This window comes from Endozoicomonas sp. ALB115 (genome assembly GCF_049310245.1).
GTDB lineage: Bacteria > Pseudomonadota > Gammaproteobacteria > Pseudomonadales > Endozoicomonadaceae > Endozoicomonas.
This window is the reverse complement of sequence record NZ_JBLYZG010000014.1, coordinates 76798-96249: the sequence shown is the minus strand read 5'-3', so window position 1 is coordinate 96249 and position 19452 is coordinate 76798. Positions and strand designations below refer to the sequence as shown.

The 19452-nt window shown below is 51.2% G+C and carries 17 protein-coding genes and 3 tRNA genes; 8 read left to right on the top strand and 12 right to left on the bottom strand.

Going from position 1 to position 19452, the window contains the following annotated elements:
• Positions 1-68 precede the first annotated feature (68 nt).
• The 5 genes from ACO6VE_RS09165 to trpR form a co-directional block, all read right to left on the bottom strand.
• Positions 69-143 (bottom strand) — tRNA-Gln (locus ACO6VE_RS09165).
• 103 nt (positions 144-246) lie between these two features.
• Positions 247-323, bottom strand: a tRNA-Met gene (locus ACO6VE_RS09160).
• 168 nt (positions 324-491) lie between these two features.
• The gene (gene ychF, locus ACO6VE_RS09155) at positions 492-1583 is read right to left on the bottom strand and encodes a redox-regulated ATPase YchF (RefSeq protein ID WP_422460924.1); all 1092 of its coding nucleotides are present in this window, start codon (positions 1581-1583) and stop codon (positions 492-494) included.
• A 146-nt stretch (positions 1584-1729) separates the two neighbouring features.
• Entirely contained in the window at positions 1730-2992 is a 1263-nt protein-coding gene (locus ACO6VE_RS09150) for an amino acid permease (RefSeq protein ID WP_422460922.1), read from the bottom strand.
• 156 nt (positions 2993-3148) lie between these two features.
• Complete coding sequence (gene trpR, locus ACO6VE_RS09145) at positions 3149-3421, bottom strand: trp operon repressor (protein WP_101744812.1); 273 nt, start codon at positions 3419-3421, stop codon at positions 3149-3151.
• A 225-nt stretch (positions 3422-3646) separates the two neighbouring features.
• Between trpR and ACO6VE_RS09140 the strand changes: the two genes are divergently transcribed.
• Positions 3647-4918, top strand: coding sequence for a hypothetical protein (locus tag ACO6VE_RS09140; protein WP_422449424.1), 1272 nt, complete (start codon positions 3647-3649; stop codon positions 4916-4918).
• 70 nt (positions 4919-4988) lie between these two features.
• On the top strand, positions 4989-5990 hold the full coding sequence (locus ACO6VE_RS09135) for a D-alanine--D-alanine ligase family protein (RefSeq protein ID WP_422449426.1): 1002 nt from the start codon (positions 4989-4991) through the stop codon (positions 5988-5990).
• Positions 5991-6010: 20 nt separating this feature from the next.
• On the opposite strand, the gene pth is transcribed toward ACO6VE_RS09135, so the two are convergent.
• The 5 genes from pth to ispE form a co-directional block, all read right to left on the bottom strand.
• A complete protein-coding gene (gene pth, locus ACO6VE_RS09130) occupies positions 6011-6625 on the bottom strand; it encodes an aminoacyl-tRNA hydrolase (protein WP_422449428.1) in 615 nt (204 codons plus the stop codon).
• 15 nt (positions 6626-6640) lie between these two features.
• On the bottom strand, positions 6641-7252 hold the full coding sequence (locus ACO6VE_RS09125; protein ID WP_209200009.1) for a 50S ribosomal protein L25/general stress protein Ctc: 612 nt from the start codon (positions 7250-7252) through the stop codon (positions 6641-6643).
• Positions 7253-7398: 146 nt separating this feature from the next.
• Positions 7399-8340, bottom strand: coding sequence for a ribose-phosphate pyrophosphokinase (locus ACO6VE_RS09120; RefSeq protein ID WP_209275601.1), 942 nt, complete (start codon positions 8338-8340; stop codon positions 7399-7401).
• 144 nt (positions 8341-8484) lie between these two features.
• A tRNA-Gln gene (locus ACO6VE_RS09115) sits at positions 8485-8559 on the bottom strand.
• 85 nt (positions 8560-8644) lie between these two features.
• On the bottom strand, positions 8645-9613 hold the full coding sequence (ispE, locus tag ACO6VE_RS09110; RefSeq protein ID WP_422449430.1) for a 4-(cytidine 5'-diphospho)-2-C-methyl-D-erythritol kinase: 969 nt from the start codon (positions 9611-9613) through the stop codon (positions 8645-8647).
• Between the two features lie 189 nt (positions 9614-9802).
• Between ispE and ACO6VE_RS09105 the strand changes: the two genes are divergently transcribed.
• Positions 9803-10111, top strand: coding sequence for a hypothetical protein (locus ACO6VE_RS09105; protein ID WP_422449432.1), 309 nt, complete (start codon positions 9803-9805; stop codon positions 10109-10111).
• 58 nt (positions 10112-10169) lie between these two features.
• Here the strand turns inward: ACO6VE_RS09105 and lolB are convergent, their stop codons facing one another.
• The gene (gene lolB / locus ACO6VE_RS09100; protein WP_422460920.1) at positions 10170-10793 is read right to left on the bottom strand and encodes a lipoprotein insertase outer membrane protein LolB; all 624 of its coding nucleotides are present in this window, start codon (positions 10791-10793) and stop codon (positions 10170-10172) included.
• A gap of 86 nt (positions 10794-10879) precedes the next feature.
• A complete protein-coding gene (locus tag ACO6VE_RS09095; RefSeq protein WP_422460918.1) occupies positions 10880-12709 on the bottom strand; it encodes a tetratricopeptide repeat protein in 1830 nt (609 codons plus the stop codon).
• A 415-nt stretch (positions 12710-13124) separates the two neighbouring features.
• Between ACO6VE_RS09095 and hemA the strand changes: the two genes are divergently transcribed.
• The 5 genes from hemA to hemH all read left to right on the top strand — a co-directional run bounded on the left by hemA (position 13125) and on the right by hemH (position 19032).
• Positions 13125-14429 carry a glutamyl-tRNA reductase gene (gene hemA / locus ACO6VE_RS09090; RefSeq protein ID WP_422449438.1) on the top strand — a complete coding sequence of 435 codons (1305 nt, stop codon included), beginning with the start codon at positions 13125-13127 and terminating at the stop codon, positions 14427-14429.
• 45 nt (positions 14430-14474) lie between these two features.
• Positions 14475-15560, top strand: coding sequence for a peptide chain release factor 1 (gene prfA / locus ACO6VE_RS09085; RefSeq protein WP_422460916.1), 1086 nt, complete (start codon positions 14475-14477; stop codon positions 15558-15560).
• 3 nt (positions 15561-15563) lie between these two features.
• Positions 15564-16427 (top strand): peptide chain release factor N(5)-glutamine methyltransferase, encoded by an 864-nt coding sequence (gene prmC / locus ACO6VE_RS09080; protein WP_422460914.1) that lies wholly within the window; start codon positions 15564-15566, stop codon positions 16425-16427.
• Positions 16428-16636: 209 nt separating this feature from the next.
• Positions 16637-17812: a Na+/H+ antiporter NhaA gene (nhaA, locus tag ACO6VE_RS09075; RefSeq protein ID WP_422460912.1), complete on the top strand. Its 1176-nt coding sequence runs from the start codon at positions 16637-16639 to the stop codon at positions 17810-17812.
• A gap of 197 nt (positions 17813-18009) precedes the next feature.
• Positions 18010-19032, top strand: coding sequence for a ferrochelatase (hemH, locus tag ACO6VE_RS09070; protein WP_422460911.1), 1023 nt, complete (start codon positions 18010-18012; stop codon positions 19030-19032).
• The last annotated feature ends 420 nt before the right edge of the window (positions 19033-19452 follow it).

Here is a 19452-nt window from a genome sequence, read left to right as displayed (position 1 = left end):
CATGCCATTCTTTATCTCTACAGCTGTTACAACGACTGTTACAACAACTGCCACAGCAACAGGATAAATGGCTGGGGTGGAGGGATTCGAACCCCCGCATGTCAGGATCAAAACCTGATGCCTTACCGCTTGGCGACACCCCAGCAAATTAGCGAATTGTTATCTCTTCGCTCACAAAGGCCTTTCGATGCTACTATACGAAAACTCGTTTTAGCAACCATCATAAATCTTGCAGAAAAGATTAGATGGTAGCTAGGGGCAGATTCGAACTGCCGACCCCAGCATTATGAGTGCTGTGCTCTAACCAACTGAGCTACCTAGCCGCCGAAAGATGGTGCGCACTTTAGTGATTTCACCTGAGCCTGTCAAGCAAAAAGCCTATAAGCAACGCAGATTCATAACACGACGACAGGCAAATACCCGACGCACTGGCACAACGAAAAAAGGCACGCTTTCGCGTGCCTTCTTCCGTCGTTTTTTTTCAGCCAGGTTCAAACATTAAACAGGAAGTGCATAACATCACCATCCTGAACAATATACGCTTTGCCTTCTACGCGCAGACGGCCAGCTTCCTTGGCACCCTGCTCACCATTGTATTTAATGAAATCATCATAGCCGGTGACTTCCGCACGAATAAAACCACGCTCAAAGTCTGTATGAATAACACCGGCAGCCTGCGGCGCAGTGGCACCCACCTTCACCGTCCAGGCCCTGACCTCTTTCACCCCTGCGGTAAAGTAGGTTTGCAGACCCAGCAGTTCATAACCGGCGCGGATAACACGATCCAGGCCAGGCTCTTCCATGCCAAGATCCGCAAGAAACTCTGCTCGCTCGTCATCATCCAGTTCGGCGATTTCCGATTCCAGCTTGTTGCAGATTGGGACCACCACGGCTCCTTCCCGGGCAGCGATTTCCCGAACGGTGTCCAGGTAGTCGTTATCCTCAAAACCATCCTCATCCACATTGGCAATATACATGGTGGGTTTGATGGTCAGCAGGTGGAATAAACGAACAAGCTTCCGCTCATCATCACTCATATCCAGAGAGCGAACCGGATTACCAGCTTCCAGATGCGGAATGATTTTTTCCAGCACCCCCTTCTGGGCTACGGAATCCTTATCACCACCTTTGGCAGAACGGGCAACACGCTGCAGCTGTTTTTCGCAGCTTTCCAGATCCGCCAGCACCAGTTCCATATTGATGATTTCAATATCTGCACGGGGATCAATCTTGTTGGCCACGTGAATAACATTGTCATTGGCAAAGCAGCGAACCACATGGGCAATTGCATCCGTCTCACGGATATTCGCCAGAAACTTGTTACCAAGGCCTTCCCCTTTGGAAGCGCCTTCAACAAGACCCGCGATGTCCACGAACTCCATGGTGGTCGGCAACACTCGCTGAGGTTTAACGATTGCCGCCAGCTTATCCAGACGGGGGTCTGGCATGGCGACAACACCGGCATTGGGCTCAATGGTGCAGAACGGGAAGTTTTCTGCATCAATACCCGCCTTGGTTAAGGCATTAAATAGCGTTGATTTACCAACGTTTGGCAATCCAACGATGCCACATTTGAAACCCATAGCGCTTCTGCTCGCTCCTGAAGATAGTTAATGGGGGCGAATTATAAAGACTGGGGGAAAAAATTTCAGAAATTTTATGTCGGCAGATAAAAAAACGCCCAGAGAAATACTCTCCAGGCGCTCAATCCAATCACATCAAACAGGCATCAGCCAAACTTTGGCAGAACCCCCATCAAATCGAGCCCCGCCAGCACCATAGCCACAATGCCAAAGAGGAAAATCAGTGCCATTCTCACGGTCCCGCCCGGCACCTGATAGCCACCCTCACCCCGTTGACGGCCAACCCAGGCCATCACTACCGGAGAGAGAATACAGAAAACAACCAGCACCAGCCCGGCGAAGCCAATGGCAGTAATAAAACCATTGGGCAGGAATACCCCCAACAGGGTTGGCGGTATAAACGTGATGGCAGCTGTTTTTAAGCGACCCACAAAGCTGCTGTCGAAACCGAACAGGTCTGCGATGTAATCAAACAGACACAGGGCAACGCCCAGGAATGAGCTGGCCACCGCCATATTGGCAAACCACTGCAACACATTGGATACATTTACATTAAGACCAGACCCGGAAAGTGCACCCAGCATATCGCCAATATTGCCTCCGGCAGCAATAATGGCCGGGAACGCCTCACGGGTCAGATTGCCAAAGAAACTGAACTGCCACAGAGCATAAAACGCCAGGGCCAGCAACGAGCCGGTCAAAAGGGCAAACCTTACCTGTTTGCCATCCTTATTGAGATAGCGGGTGATGCTGGGTACAGCGGTCTGCATACCGAAACTGACAGTCAGAAAGCCCAACGCTCCGAAAGAGAACGGAGACACCTCGGCAAACGACAGGCCCGGCATCAGATTATCAGAGGACGCATTACCCAGTAAGCCACTGATACTCCACAGAAAGGTGATCACCATTCCACCAATCAGCACCGTACTGACCCGGTCAACGGCACGGGTTCCGATCATTACGATAGCAGAAAGCACCAGGGCAAAAACAAAGCTGGCCATAGGTGGAGAAAGAGAAACACCATCCACGGCTTCCAGGGAATAAGTAATAATGGAACTGCCGCCCGAGATGTAAGCGTAAGTCAGGATGTAACAGAGAAAGGCAACAGAAGCACCGTTAACAATACGACCAAAAGAACCAATGGTGCCCTCGGCAATAGAGTCAAAACTCGCCCCCAAAGGAAAGCGCAGATTAGCTTCCAGCAGGTAGAGTGATGCGCTGTACATGCAATACCAGGTAAAGACCATCAGCAGCATTGAGTAACCAAACCAGAGACCGCTGGTGGCTACTGGCAGTGAAAACATCCCGGCACCAATCGCGGTTCCGGCTACGATCACCGTTCCCCCAAGAACCGAACCCTGCTTTCCGGCAGCGCCCGCAGAACTTTCCGTTATAACTGCTTCAGACATTCTTATTCCTACTGCTATGGGTCTATTTGCTTATCCAGCTCAGGGCTGTTTCCGGCTCAGGGCTGTTTCCGGCTCAGGGCTGTTTCCGGCTCAGGGCTGTTTCCGGCTCAGGGCTGTTTCTGGCTCAAGGCTGTTTTCTAATAAGACACTAACTATTTAAATCTGTTCAATCATGGCTATTTCAGTAGCAGACAGCGTTTTCAGATAATTTGAACCGCGGGTTACTTTGGCGATACTCACCCCGATCCGCGCAGCTATCTCCCGTTGAGACTCTTTTCCCGAAATCAGGGCCCGCATAATGGCCAGCCTTGAGCCAATCGCTTCCCGTTCTTCTCGAGTCAGTAACACCGCCATAATTTCATGGAGCGCTTCCACATCCTGCTGGCTCTTCAGCAGTTTGATTACCTGAAACCAGGACTCAGTCTTCATGCCTTGTTCAATTTATCTCAGCCGCCCGTACTGCCGTAACAGACAAAAGTACACTCGTTGCCGATATTACGGAAAACACTAAAAATCACAATCAAAATAATCAGAAATTCAGGTCCCGGCCAAACAAATTTATGGTCGTTCGCAAAAAATAGAATTATTCGCACAAAAAAATGTCCAAGCACTCAACATTAAAACGAATTACCCAAAAGCGCTTGCGACCACCCCATGGAGACAAGCCGTTTCAACTTTAACAAGGTGTATTACCTGAATAACCAAGGCGACAATCCTGTGAAACAATTGATCAAAACCGTTATTTGTAAACTGATACTTGCCCTGTCAGCTTTGCCACTCACAGCCATTGCAGCAGAAAGCACTCAACCAATGGCAACCGGCGACCCTGCCGATTCATATCTCACAACCACCGGCTACACCCTTGAAAAGCATTCCAACGCCACCCCAGTCATTACCGCTCACTTTGACCACTGCAAGGGCAACCCCCTTGCCAGGCAAAAAAGAATGGCAAAAGGTATTCTCATTGGCAACGATCGAGTGCTTGCCCCGGCGGATTACTTTATCGACCCATGCTCTCCTCCCATTGTTTTACCTGAAAGCCCTCCTCAACTTTCAAACAACTTTTATTGCCACGACCAGCGAATCAAAAAAATCTCCCACCTTTCTCTTATTACACCGAGCCGCACAGAAAACGAAACCGATGAAACCTGGCAACCGGCCAGAGCGGCCACACCCAAAATCACCAGAGTGTTAAATGAATTACATTTTGACGGAACTTCAACGGTCGACGCCCTTCTATGCCACAGGGTCGAAAATGGCACTATCAACGTGGCACCAGCGGTAGCTGTTCTTTCTCTCAATAAACGAGGCGTTAGTGCAATACCAACAGAAATAGCAACGGCTCAGCTATACGATAGAAGTGACAACAACGGGAGCGAGCTTCCTGTAACCTACAGCTCTTTACTCCTTAGAAACCATATGCACTTTCTAAACAATGAAACAACTGCCAGACCAGAATCACAAGAGATCAATCAGCTTATAGAAGCCGCCAGGCAATTACAGCTTGCCGAAGAAAGCAAAGGCAACACCCGTTTTGATGCTCAACCAGCTGCACTGATAACTTCCACCGATGACAGGCATTATCTGACTGCGCTGGTTAATGACTGGGAAATAATCGAGGAATTTCCCTCCCTATACGATCTCCCCGATTATGCCCAAAGACACCCCTATATCAGCAAACTCTGGAAAGGCTCCAGCCCATTGACAGGAACTATTAGCCATACTTTAGGCATGCAAAGCATTCCCAGCCTGACGGGTGCCGCGGGAGGCATTCTGGCCACCGTAGAAATCGCAAGTACGGCCATGCTTTTTTATATTATTGCCAGCTACCTCTCAACATCCCCTCACATCTATACCGTTATGAAAGCCGGGCTGGGCATCATTCTGGCCTCTGGATTTTATCGCTGGGCAACCTCGGAATATTAATTAACAAGATGCAGGACAACAAAAACAACTACATTTGATGAACTGCACCCTTAATCTTGTGGATCATTAGATGCCAGACAGAAGTATTACCGTGGGAATCATTTGTGGCGGTCCTTCCCCTGAAGCCAGTGTTTCAAGACTCTCTGCGGGTCGCATCAGCCCGCCCCTGGAGAAAAACTATCGGAAAGTAGTCACTCTTGAGCTGGACAAGATGCTGCCTGCCAACCTGACCCTCCACCAGGTCGATGTGGTTTTTCCCGTCGCCCACGGCCCCATGGGGGAGGATGGCTGCCTGCAGGGGCTTCTTGAGATTATGGGCATCCCTTATGTTGGCTCAACGGTCCTTGGAAGCGCCTGCGCCCTGGACAAAGTCGCTACCAAGCGTATTTTACAGGCTGCGGGCATCCCCATGGCGAAAGACTGTATCGTTTCCCGTGGAGACCCGCTAAACCGCTCCGTCAGCCAATGCATGGAAGCCCTCGGGGAGAAGGTGATTATCAAGCCCTTCGCCCAGGGCTCTGGTATCGGCATTCAGTTTGCCCGGGGCGAGCAAGAGCTGGAAGAACGACTTGGAAGCGGCTTTGAGAAAGATGAACAACTATTGGTGGAGACATTTATTCATGGCAGAGAAGTCACCGCCGGGGTACTTGAGCTGGATAGCCCACAAGTGCTGCCAACCACAGAAATCATCACGCCTGATAATGCCTGGTATGACTATACCCATCGCTACACACCGGGCCTGAGTGAACATATTATTCCCGCCCGTATTACGGATTATCAGCGAAAAAGAGTTCAGGAGATCGCTCTGCAAGCACACCAACTGCTTCGCTGCCGGGATATCAGCCGCTCCGATTTTATGGTTCCCGAAAACGGAGAGCCGATCTTTGCTGAAATCAATAATCTTCCCGGAATGACGCCCACCAGCCTGTTTCCCGATGGAGCAAGGCATGCCGGAATAGAGTTTGAGGAACTGATCTGCCGATTGATCGACAACGCCATGCTGAGAAAGGGGAAACTGTTTAATGGCAATGATTACTGGCCAATTCCCGAATTGAATGTGTCAAGTCAGTAAGCAGGCAATAGTGGAAACTCTCAGGCAGAGAACGTATGCAACTCCTGCACCGCTTTGGATCGTTTGCCATTCAAGGCTTCAGGTGTGACCCGGATCGATTCATCAATAACCGCATCAATCTTTTGCCGCTCTGCAACCGATGGTTTGGTCAACACATAGTTCACCACATCTTTGCTGTTGCCGGGATGGCTGATGCCAAGCCGAAGCCGTAAAAACTCACGACTGTTACCAAGGGAAGAGATAATATCTCTGAGACCGTTATGACCACCATGGCCGCCACCCTGCTTCAAGCGGCCAACGCCAGCGGGCAGGTCAAGCTCATCGTGAACCACAAGGATAGATTCAGGAGGGATTTTAAAGAAAGTCGCCATGGCAGCAACAGCCTGACCACTTCGATTCATAAAGGTTCCAGGATTGAGCAGGCGAACTTCCTGTCCGCCTATCAGCACCCTGGCAGTCATGCCAAAAAACTTCTTTTCTGGCTGCAAGATAGCACCGTAGCTTCTTGCTAACTGCTCAACGTACCAGAAGCCGGCATTATGGCGGGTATCTTCGTACTGTGACCCGGGATTTCCCAGACCCACAACCAGTCGAATCGACTCATTTGAGGGTAAAAGCTCCGAAGATTTTGCCATAACGCCTCCTTCTGCTTACTCTTCGCCAGCTTCTTCAGCAGATGCTTCTTCGTCAGAACCACCGCGAGTAGCCTGAACACTGGCAATGTCCAGATCCTGACCGTGAGCGATAACTTCAACGCCCGCAGGAATGGTCAGGTCGCTCAGGTGAACGTGGCCGCCCACTTCAACCTTGGCCATGTCAACTTCGATGAACTCTGGCAGGTCACCTGGCAGACACTTGATTTCCAGATCCACACGGTTGTGTACGATCGCACCACCCGCTTTCACACCGACACACTCTTCTTCATTGATGAAGTGCAGAGGAGCGTTGGTAGTGATCTCATGGTCCGCATCAACACGCAGGAAGTCCATGTGCATGGCGAACTCTTTAGCCGGATGACGCTGCAGGTCCTTCAGGATAGCCTGCTGCCTGGTGCCATCGACCGTCAGGGTCAGAACCTGAGAGTAGAAAGCTTCAACTTCCAGAACCTTACGGATGGCTTTACCTTCCAGAGTGATCTGTACCGGCTCAGCTTCACCACCGTAGATGATACCAGGCACCAGGTCAGCACGACGGAGGCGGCGGCTCGCACCTTTCCCGATATCCTTACGCGCTGTTGCGTTTAAAACGATTGCTTCAGACATGATAATCTCCAATAGACCTGCCGCCGCCTTGCGACCAGGCAGCGTCAGGCTGTTCAAACAGAACCCCCCAAAGGGATTCAAAGGTGCGATATCATACCGGCATGGCGCAAAAAAGCAAAATATGTTTCCCGCACCAGACTGGGTATTTACTGAAACATCGCACTAATGGATTCGGCATTACTGATACGACGCACAGACTCAGCCAGCAGAGTAGACATATCCAGCTGACGAATCTTATCCAGCGCCTGGGCCGCCGGACTCAGAGGAATGGTGTTGGTCACCACCAGCTCATCCAGCTGGGAGTTGGCAACATTTTCCAGGGCACGGCCAGAGAGGATCGGGTGAGTACAGTAGGCATAAACGGCTTTTGCTCCCTTCTCTTTCAGGGCAGCAGCGGCCTGACACAGGGTACCGGCCGTATCCACCATATCGTCAACAAGAATACAGGTGCGCCCGGACACATCACCGATGATATTCATGACTTCACTCTTGTTGGCCTCTGGACGGCGCTTATCGATAATAGCCAGGTCAGAGTTCAATCGCTTGGCCACGGCACGGGCACGAACGACACCCCCATGGTCCGGTGAAACCACCATCACATCACTGTAATTACGACGCTCAATATCGTCCAGAAGAATGGGTGAACCGTAGACGTTATCCACAGGGATATCGAAGAAGCCCTGAATCTGGTCCGCATGCAGGTCAACCGTTAACACACGATCCACACCCACACTGGCAATCATATCCGCCACCACTTTGGCACTGATCGGTACACGGCTGGAACGGGGGCGACGATCCTGACGGGCATAACCAAAATAAGGCAGAACGGCCGTTACACGAACCGCCGAAGAGCGACGCATGGCATCCGCCATTACCAGAAGCTCCATCAGGTTATCATTGGTCGGCGCACAGGTTGACTGGATGATGAATACATCCCGGCCACGGACATTTTCCTGGATTTCTACGGCGCACTCGCCATCACTGAAACGGCCAACGTAAGCCTTGCCAAGTGGGATATGCAGGTGATTGACAACTTTGTGAACCAAATCCGGATTTGAGCTGCCGGCAAACACCATCATTTTCGACACGGGAAATTACCTTGCTTGGGTACTGGGCGTAGGTGGAAAAATCGAGTAACGAGAGAGGGTTCAGGCAGGGCACTGCCTGAAAAATCAGCATCAGTAGATGACAGGAGACGACTTTCGGTGTGACGGAGAACACGGACAGAATACTGGCTGGGGTGGAGGGATTCGAACCCCCGCATGTCAGGATCAAAACCTGATGCCTTACCGCTTGGCGACACCCCAGTAAATCTCTTTATCAATCCGCGCACAATCCAGGCCGATTTATCGTAGTTAACACCAAAACAGTCTTGAGCGATAAACAAACAGATTACGCAGTAAGCGTAAAACCTGCCTGCTGCAAAGCCGTATGCAGGGGCGAACGATTAATGCCGCGCGCCACGAAGCTGTGTAGCTTTGATGTATCCTCTGCAATCTCAGGACGAGTGACGCTTTGAGTCAGTTCAGCCTGTGCCGTTAACGCCTGTTCACGACTGGCAAACCGGGCAAATACTGATGCCCCGGAACCACTCATCATGGCCCGCCCGATGCTTGAATCTGCGAGATTATCCAACAGAGAGAGCGTTTTATCAACCTCGGGATACAGTGAACGAACCAGAGGTTCGAAATCGTTTCGCCGCTGTTGCCTGTGATGCCGCTCCAGATAGTTACCCGGAGCCTGATCAAGGGCCGCCCCCTCTCGTTCAAGGACGTCGCGCACTGTAATTGGCAATGAATCTCTTGTCAATTCACTGTGGCCATACATCGCAGCGGTATTCACCTGAGCATTGGGAACCAGAACCAGAAACCACGCTTCCTGAAGCTCGATTGGAGTAAGAATTTCACCCACCCCTTCGGCAAAAGCGCTGTGCCCGCGCACAAACACCGGAACATCGGCCCCCAGTCTTAAACCAAGTGCCGCCAGCTGATCAATCGAAAGGCTCAGCCCCCACAAGGCATTAAGTCCTAACAGAGTGGTCGCGGCATTGGAACTACCACCACCAAGCCCTCCCCCCATGGGCAGCTGTTTATCAAGATGAATCTTTGCACCAAGACGACAACCGGTCTCCTGTTGCAGAAGACGGGCGGCCTTAACAATCAGATTATCCTCATGCTCCACTCCTTCAAGGTCAGTAACCAGCTCAATACCCGAATCACTGCTGGTGATAGTCAGCTGATCACCAAAATCCAGACATTGAAAAAGTGTTTGCAGATTATGATAGCCATCAGGTCTGCGGCCAGTGATATGCAGAAACAGGTTCAACTTGGCAGGGGCTGGCAACACTAATTCTGTCAGCATCCAGAATACTCCAAAAAAAACACCGTCATCATAATGGCTCAAAATGCCCAGGAAAGCATTAAGACAGAAGTACTCGAAGAAAAACATCCAACCTTGAACTTAACACCGGAAAACAAGGTCTGATTGATCACTTTTGACCCATCACTTAATTGCAAATCATTCACCCTGACTCAAACGAGGATGGTAATTATGGGCTATGACTTTCAGATGAAAGGGTATGGTGAAGATACTTTCGTCAATTGTTCCTATAACGTAACACCAATGTTTTGTGCTGCAAAACCAGGTACAGGAATACATGTTATCGAAGGCATGACAGGAAGCCGTGCGGTAAAGCCATTATTGGAAATTCGCAACTACATGGTCGAAAACAGGGCTGCAATGGAGGCCCTGAACCCACCAAATGGCTGTGGAAGCTACCACGATACCGTTTATAGAGTGTTAGACAGATTAATAACCATTTCTCAATACAACCCGGAAGGCATCTGGGAAATACTCTGACCCGGGAATGACCTCCCCACTTGCCACCATTAACATAGGCAAAAACTGACTGGCAGTATTAAAGCTGCCAGCTACTCACTATCAGACTCAATCGAACATCACCACGGCTTACAACCAGGCGGACAGGTAATCGCTGACTGCCACTCAATCCGTATTGCTGGTAAGCAACCACCCAACCCTGCTGTTCAATTTTGTCAGGGTATCCCAGGTTATTCAGCTGGACCCTGGCATCATCGCCAGGCACTGGCAACCCCCGAACCCAGTACTTCAGATTACTGACCGGAAACTGCCACCCGGTCAGCGAATACAGCAGCATCTCCGGTGACGGACCATAACGGGTTTCATCCGAGGCAGTGACCGACACACCCTGACGCCCCCCCGAGATACGAGCAATGGATGCACCCAGGGGGCCTTCCAGGGCCAACCTGTATTGATCACCTTGTTGTTGCCAGTCAAGCGACATCGTACCTGATTGCCCTGGAACCTTCATGTTAAGACGGCCGGTCATATCCCAGGCCTGAATCAACCCCAAACGTTCCTGGTGCCTCTGCCAGCGCTGTTCTCTCTCTTCGCCACTGACCTGCCTGCCCGAATCAACCACTCGGGAAGCACAGCCGGCAAGGATGAAAACACACAGAACCAGTAAAATTCTCAAACCAGAAAAGTACTTTTCAACACCCATTCCCATATACACCAAGCTATTTTATGCGCACACACCGCAAAATCTTCTTCAGACCACTGAAGGCGTGGCATTTACTGTTAAAAAAATCACGGCGCAGTACTGACTGTTTCTGCCTGACTCATGGGATCACCCCCTGTGAGCCGCCCCATCGTATCCTTTAAAATCTGACTATCAGGGCTTTTCCGCAGCGCTTCCGCCCACAGAGACCGGGCAGCATCCTGCTCACCTTTCACCCAGAGCACCTCACCCAGGTGAGCAGCGATCTCCGCATCAGGAAACTGGCTGTATGCCATTCTCAAATACTTCTCTGCCTGATCCAGGTTCCCGAGACGAAACTGCACCCACCCCATGCTGTCCAGGATAGCCGGATCCTCGCTGTTCAAATCATAAGCCTGTAAAATCAGCGCTTCCGCTTCTTTAACCCGGTCGGTTCGATCAGCCAGGGTATAGCCCAGGGCATTCAATGCCGCAGCATTGTCAGGATCAAACGCCAGAATAGAACGCAGATCCTTCTCTAACCCCTCCAGATCATCCAGCTTTTCATAAACCATCGCTCTTGAATAGAGAAGATTGACCGATTCAGGGTTTGTTTTAAGTGCCCGTTCAAACAATATCAGCGCCTTGCCCAGCTGACGATCATTAACCAGAAGCTCTCCCTCCAACAGGAAAAGCGACTCCATCCGGGCAGGATGACGGCTTCTTGCTTCCCCCACATGGGTCAGCGCCTCCTCCAGTTTGTTCTGCCCAACCAACATCTGAGTCAGTGCCACCTGAGCCGCCATAAACTCCTTTCCGGGACCTACAGAAAGATAATGCTCTTTGGCAGCAGAATATTTTTCCTGCTTCTCACTCAAACGTCCAAGATAGTAATGGGCTGTATTGTTTCGCTCACCAAGGGCCAACAGCTGTTCAAAGTACTGCACAGCTTCCTGCTCCAGACCATTTTCTGAGGTGATAAGTGCCAGAGACAAGACAATATCACTCTCTCCGGGAGCCCTCTCAAGCAGAATTTCAAACTGCTTCCTTGCCAGGTCGAGCTTACCGGCATGAACAAGAACTCTGCCATATAACAAGCGCAGGCGGTTTTTCTCCGGGTGACGCCGAATCGCGTCAGCAAGCATAATTTCAGCTTCAGCATCCCGTTTCAATTTGTGTAAGGCCCGCCCTTTCACCATCATGGCAGGGACAAACCCGCGATCCTGCCGCAGAAGCTCATTAGCCAGAGTCAGTGCCGATTCAAACGCACCGGTCTGCTGACGCAAAATGGCTCTACCCAACTTCAGCACAGGATAATCCGGGTAAGCCTGAGACAATTGGTCAAACTGTTGGATAAGTTCAAGCTGGCTATCTGTAGCCAGCCGCCCCTGCTCGTTGCCAGCGGCACTGGCAAGCACATCAAAGGCCGGACTGCCCCCCAAAGAAAGTTGTTGACTCATCCGGGCAAAGGCCCGGTCATACTGACCGGCATACAGCAGCTCAAGAGCAGACCCATGCAGTGCATCCGGGTTTTCCGGCTCCAGTTCGACCCAGAGTAATGAAGCATCCAGCGCTGCCTGCCTTGCCCCTACATAAACGGCAACCTGGTAGGCTCTCCGGGCTACGCCAATATCTCTGGTTTTGTGTGCCTGTTTTAAATAATTGCCCAGCGCCAGATCATAACGCTGACGCTGGCCGCCAATCTCTGCCACCAGCAAATCATAAAGCGTCTCCGCGGCAAAAGGGGTAACAGGCTCATCAACCCCGGCCTGTGATTGACCGTTCGTTGCAGTTACAGCGCTATGATCCACTTGCTGAACATTCTTACTGGCACAACCCGCCAGGAAAACAGCAAAAACAAGCGTCAACTTTTTACAATATTTTCTGAAAACCTCAGCCCCGTTGATGAATAATTCAGCCCCGGCAATCGTTCTAATCATGGATGGTATGCCCTTTCCCCTGATTTCCATTAAAAAACGTGAAGAGAGTTTGCAGTTACACGCTTTCCATTGCAGAATTGATCGGCCGAAACACCCATCAATCCAGCAGCCCCGCTCCTGAGTGTGAACCTGATAACTGCGATTGAAGTATCGGACATGGTCATAAGTCAGAAAAAACATAAGCAGGATTTGCACAACACTCCAGCAATCAAGAGCTTTCCTGAAAGAAAGCCTTAAGCAGAAAATGTCAGGCCTTGCCCCCCTTCACCAGGGAATGCGCCTCTGAAAGCATTTTCAAATGAACAATTGAGCGACATAACTCCCTGCCCAGATGGCATTGAACGCCTTATAATCCGGGTACGGATATGTCAGCCAATCTATAGTAGCAGTGAACCTGGACAGCAACAGAGGTCTGATGGGGTATATTACCGCCGGTATCAATCACAGGACAGCACCAATCACATTGAGGGAACAGGTCGCCTTTTCTGCTGAGCAGCTGTCCGATGCGCTGCAAAGCGCCAGAATCCACACTGGTATTGAAGAAATTGCCATCCTGTCTACCTGCAACCGTACCGAAATCTACTGTGCTATTCACAGCTCCGGGGCCGAAACAGTCAGACAGTGCTACGACAAACTGATTGACTGGCTGAGCGGTTACCATCAGACCAACGGCAAATTACTATCAGAACACAGCTACCTCTTCCATGATGAACAGGCGGTCCGCCACCTGATGCGGGTTGCCTGTGGGCTTGACTCCATGGTGCTTGGCGAACCCCAGATTCTGGGACAACTAAAATCCGCATACGCCAGCGCACAGGAAGCCGACACCACCGGCCCTGGTCTGAATCGATTGTTTCAGCACAGCTTCACCACGGCCAAACAGATTCGCACAGAAACCGCTATCAACGCGCAGCCGGTATCCGTTGCCTATGCCGCTACCGGACTGGCCAGACAGATTTTTTCTGACCTTAGCGAAAATACGGCATTACTGATCGGAGCCGGCGAGACCATTGAACTGACCGCACGACACCTGTGCCAGCAGGGCGTTGCCAATATTATCGTGGCCAACCGTACCTTGGAGCGAGCTCGGCGCTTGACCGACATGTTTGGCGGAAAAGCCGTCCTGCTATCGGACCTGCCGCACATACTCCATGAAAGCGATATTGTTATCAGCTCCACCGCCAGCCCGGTACCGGTGCTCGGCAAAGGAACGGTTGAAAAGGCGCTGAAGCAGAGAAAACACAAACCCATGTTTATGGTGGATATTGCGGTTCCCCGGGACATTGAACCCGAGGTCAGTGATCTGGCTGATGTTTTTCTCTACACAGTGGATGACTTGCAGGATGCAATTGAAGACAATCTGCAAGAGCGCAAAAATGCAGCCCAACAGGCTGAACGCATGATTGAGGCCGATATCTTTGAGTTCATGACCCGCCTGCGTGCGCTGGATGCCGTCAGCCTGTTACGCAACTATCGCCAGAGCACCGAAGCGATCAGAGACCTGGAGCTTGAGAAAGCACTGCAATGGCTGGCCAGAGGCGGCAGTCCGGAAGAAGTACTGCAGCAATTTGCCCGCTCGCTGACCAACAAACTGATGCACCACCCCAGCGTACAGCTGAAAAGTGCTGCCGCAAAAGGGCAGCATGAAAAGCTGGAGTGGGCCGAGAAACTTCTGGGCCTGAGCCCCAGTCGTCAATCCGATTCAACTCAGGATGCCTGATGGCATTCTGAATCCACCCTTATATAGACACCTTTTACAGACATCATGAAAGAGTCCATTCTCGTCAAACTGGAAAACCTCGGTGAGCGCTTCGAAGAGCTTTCCGCACTGTTGAGTGACCCCGGGGTTATTGGTAACCAGGATCAGTTCCGCAAGCTCTCCCAAGAATACGCTGAGCTGGAACCGGTGGTTAAAGCCTACAAAGAGTATGACCAGGTACTCAGCGACAAAGCCGAAGCCGAAGCCATGATGACAGATGGCGACCCGGACATGACGGAACTGGCCCGCGAGGAACTGGCCAGTTGCGAACAACAGCTGCCAGCAATGGAACAGAGTCTTGAAGTGCTGCTGTTACCCAAAGACCCAAGGGACGGCCTGAACACCTTTCTGGAAATCCGTGCCGGAACAGGCGGCGATGAAGCCGCCATTTTCGCCGGCGACCTGTTCAGAATGTACTCAAGGTACGCGGAAAAACGCGGCTGGCGAATTGAGGTGATCAGTGCCAGCGACGGTGAACACGGCGGCTACAAAGAGATAATCACCCGTGTTATTGGCAGCGACGTCTACGGTCGAATGAAGTTTGAGTCGGGAGCCCATCGCGTACAGCGGGTTCCTGAGACTGAATCCCAGGGCAGAATCCATACCTCTGCCTGCACCGTTGCCGTGATGCCGGAGCCCGATGAACAACAGGCGATTGAGATCCGTAAGGAAGACCTGCGCATCGATACCTACCGCTCATCAGGTGCCGGTGGTCAGCACGTCAACACTACTGACTCAGCCATTCGTATCACCCACCTGCCAAGCGGTATTGTGGTTGAATGCCAGGATGAGCGCTCACAGCACAAAAACAAGGCCAAAGCCATGACCTGGCTGGCGGCCAAACTTCAGGATGCCCAGGATGCCGCTGCCGCGAAAGAGATCAGTGATACCCGGAAAAGTCTGGTAGGCAGTGGTGACCGTTCTGAGCGTATTCGTACCTATAACTATCCCCAGGGGCGGGTCACCGACCATCGTATCAACCTTACTCTTTATAAATTGCCGGAAATCGTGGAAGGTGAACTGGACCCGGTTATTGACCCTCTGCTGCAGGAGCATCAGGCTGAGCTATTGGCCAGTCTGGCTGGCGAATAAGTCATGAGCAGCGCCCGAATTGACACCGCCCTGGCAAAAGCATCCCGCATGCTTTCTGCCAGCCCCACTCCCAGGCTTGATGCAGAACTGCTGCTGGCACATGTTCTCCACAAGCCACGCAGTTATTTTTTTACCTGGCCTGAAGCGCTTCTGACCAGTGAACAGATGGCTCAGTTTGTAAAGCTTATCGATCGACGAAAAGCAGGGCACCCCATAGCCTATCTGATCGGGCAACGGGAGTTTTGGAGCTTGCAGTTAAAAGTTACCGAAGCCACCCTGATCCCAAGGCCAGACACCGAACTACTGGTTGAGCTGGCACTTGGCTTAGATAGCACGCTGGATCAAAACACCGAATCAACAATGAAAGTGGCCGACCTGGGAACCGGTACCGGCGCAATAGCCCTTGCCCTGGCAAAGGAACGGCCGAACTGGGAAGTTACCGCTATCGACAAAAGCCCGGACGCCCTGGCTGTTGCGGCAGAAAATGCGGTGATCAATGATATCCGGAATACCGTATTTATTGAGGGTTCATGGTGTTCACCACTGGCTGAAGGCTCAATGGATATGATCGTCAGCAACCCCCCCTACATTTGCAGCAATGACCCGCACCTGAAAGAGGGAGACGTTCGCTATGAACCCCTGTCAGCGCTGGTCTCTGGAGTGGATGGACTGGACGATATTCGTGTGATTGCCGAACACTCACTGCAAAGCCTGAAGCCCGGGGGATGGCTCCTGTTAGAACACGGCTATGACCAGGGCAGGCCCGTCCAGACAATCCTTTCCCGGGCAGGCTTCACACAAATTCGCACAGAAACCGATCTGGCCGGTCATGACCGCGTAACCCTTGCCCGCAAACCTGCGGCCTGAACTACCAATAACCCTATAGGCTTACTCCGTACTGCCGCCATAAGTAATAGCCCGTAATACCAAGCGGCATTCAGTGCAGATAAACTGAATGCTATTTTTTGCCCGCTGCACCAACGTACTTGTCAAGCAACAACTGGCATGAAATCCTTACGGAGATACTGGTGTAATCAATGGGCTACGGGCGGTTATAGCGGGCACCTGGAGAAAACATGTTTGCCAGACGATTTCATAGCTTCTTGCAGCAGGATTACGCCATTGGCGTACTGCTTTTTATTGCCTCGGCACTGGCGATGCTCGCTGCCAATACGTTTTTTGCAGAGTATTATGACTTACTGCTATCAACCCCCATCCGTTTTACCGCAGGCCCCCTGGACATCCACAAACCACTGCTGCTGTGGATTAATGATGGTCTGATGGCCGTTTTCTTCCTTTTGATCGGCCTCGAAGTCAAACGGGAAGTGCTTGCAGGGGAGCTCAGTACTCCGGCCCAGGTTATACTGCCGGGTATTGGTGCCATCGGCGGAATGCTGGTACCGGCACTCTTCTATGTTGCTTTTAACTACTCAGACCCTATTGCCATTAAAGGCTGGGCAATCCCCGCCGCCACTGACATTGCCTTTGCCGTAGGCATTCTTGCCTTACTCGGTAAACGTGCACCTGCATCACTGATGACATTCCTTCTGGCCCTGGCCATCATTGACGATCTTGGTGCCATCATTATCATTGCCATTTTCTACACAGAAGAGCTATCCCTGATGTCCATGGGCATTGCCTCTGTCTTACTGGCAATCCTGGCTTTCTTCAACCACAGGGATGTTACCAGAATCGGACCTTACATGGTTGTAGGCGTATTGCTCTGGATCTGCGTGCTTAAGTCAGGCGTTCACGCTACGCTGGCTGGCGTACTTCTGGCATTTACCATTCCATTGAAAACCGTTGACCGCAGAGGTCGATCACCGCTGAAAGCCCTGCAACACAACCTGCACAGCAGTGTTCATTATGTCATTTTGCCTATTTTTGCCTTTGCCAACGCCGGACTTGAACTGAATGCCGAACAGATCAAAAGCCTGTTCACCCCAATTCCCCTGGGGATTGTGGCCGGCCTCTTCCTGGGCAAACAGATTGGCGTATTCAGCTTCTGCTGGCTGGCGGTTAAATCCGGACTGGCCAAACTGCCCACCGGAACCAGCTGGCTCCAGATGTACGGCCTCTCTATACTCTGCGGTATTGGTTTTACCATGAGTCTGTTTATTGGCTCACTGGCCTTTGAAAACGTGAATACCAACTACCTGGTCTCAGATCGTATCGGCGTGCTGGCTGGCTCCATACTCTCCGCTGTTTTTGGCTTTATCACTCTTTACTGGGCCGGACGCAAACAGGCCTGAGCCTGTTTCCGGCCTCTAAGCAGAGGCCGGAACTCTCAACCAACAAGAAATAACACCATTCTCACCAAAGTCTCTGCAAAGCTGTTAAACTCGCTGTCAATTAATCAATCCGGAAGTACTCCACCCATACGATCCAGCCTGAACAATGAAAAGGAATTGGCGGTACTTCTGACAAATCATAGAGAGCTCTTTAGCCCATGGAAAACAGAGGCGTTTTGCTGGTTAATCTGGGGTCACCGGACAGCACATCTGTTGAAGATGTTCGAAACTATCTCAATGAGTTTTTGATGGACAAGCATGTGATTGACCTGCCATGGGTGATTCGCAGGCTTATCCTAAGCCTTTTTATCTTACCTTCACGTCCGGCAAAATCCGCTGAAGCTTACAGCGCCATCTGGACTGAGCAGGGCTCACCACTCATTGTCAACAGCGAAAAGTGCGCGGAGCAGCTCAGAGAGCGTACCAGCATCCCGATTGAGCTGGCCATGCGCTACGGCAAACCGGATATGGCAGAGGCTCTGAGCAATTTGGCAAAGCAACCGGGCATCGAAGAGATCCTGCTGTTCCCACTCTACCCACACTACGCCATGTCATCGGTAAAAACCGTGATTGAACGGGCCAAAAGCCTGATGCAGGAAATGGGCATCACCCTGCCGCTTCGCGTCCACCCGGTGTTCTATGATCACGATGGCTACATTGCGGCGCTGGTCGAAAGTGCAAAGCCCTGGCTGGAAAAAGAGTTTGATCACCTGGTGTTCAGCTACCACGGCGTACCAGAGCGCCACATTACAAAAGATGATCCAACCGGTAACCACTGCCTGAAAGATAAAAGCTGCTGCCAGAAAACCTCCATTGCCCACAAAACCTGCTATCGACATCAGGTATACCAGACAACAGAGGCCTTTGTTGAAAAAGCAGGCATCCCGATTGATAAATACAGCGTTGGCTTCCAGTCCCGACTGGGAAAAGCCAAGTGGCTGGAGCCAAATACTCTGGATGTTCTCAAGCAGCTGGCAGATCAAGGAGCCAGAAAAGTACTGGTTATCTGCCCTTCTTTTGTTTCTGACTGCCTGGAAACGCTGGAAGAAATCGGCATTGGGGCCAAAGAGGAGTTTATTAAAGCCGGGGGTGAATCACTGGAACTCATTCCCTGCCTGAATGATCATCCAGCCTGGATTGACCTGTTGAAGCAATGGTCAGAACACCCTCTGACTCATTGATGATAAAAATGAGTGGGCATGAAACATGCCCACCACCCCATATCCATCTTGTATCCTGCAAACTCTGCCTTTATAGTACAACTACCTGGCCGATCTACGTATTTCCCTCAAGAGAAGGGCGCAATGAGTAGCGTGATAAACTGGCAAAGACTGTACGTTGATATAAAAAGTAATAATAAGACTGCTTACCAAGAGGGAGTTCTTCTCCTGCCTGAAACTTTCTTCGCTCCTGCTCGTCTGCTACTTCTACTACTGCCTTAGGGCATATTAATTACTATCTCCCCAACTACCCGGCCTTGATGGCCAAACCGCAAGACCACTGATAAAGCGGACTTGCCAGACAAGTTTGCTGCGCACACAAAACAAGTAACAGCAGCATAGCCAATAAGAAATTGACCAGCCTTTCGGACAGCAAAGGCA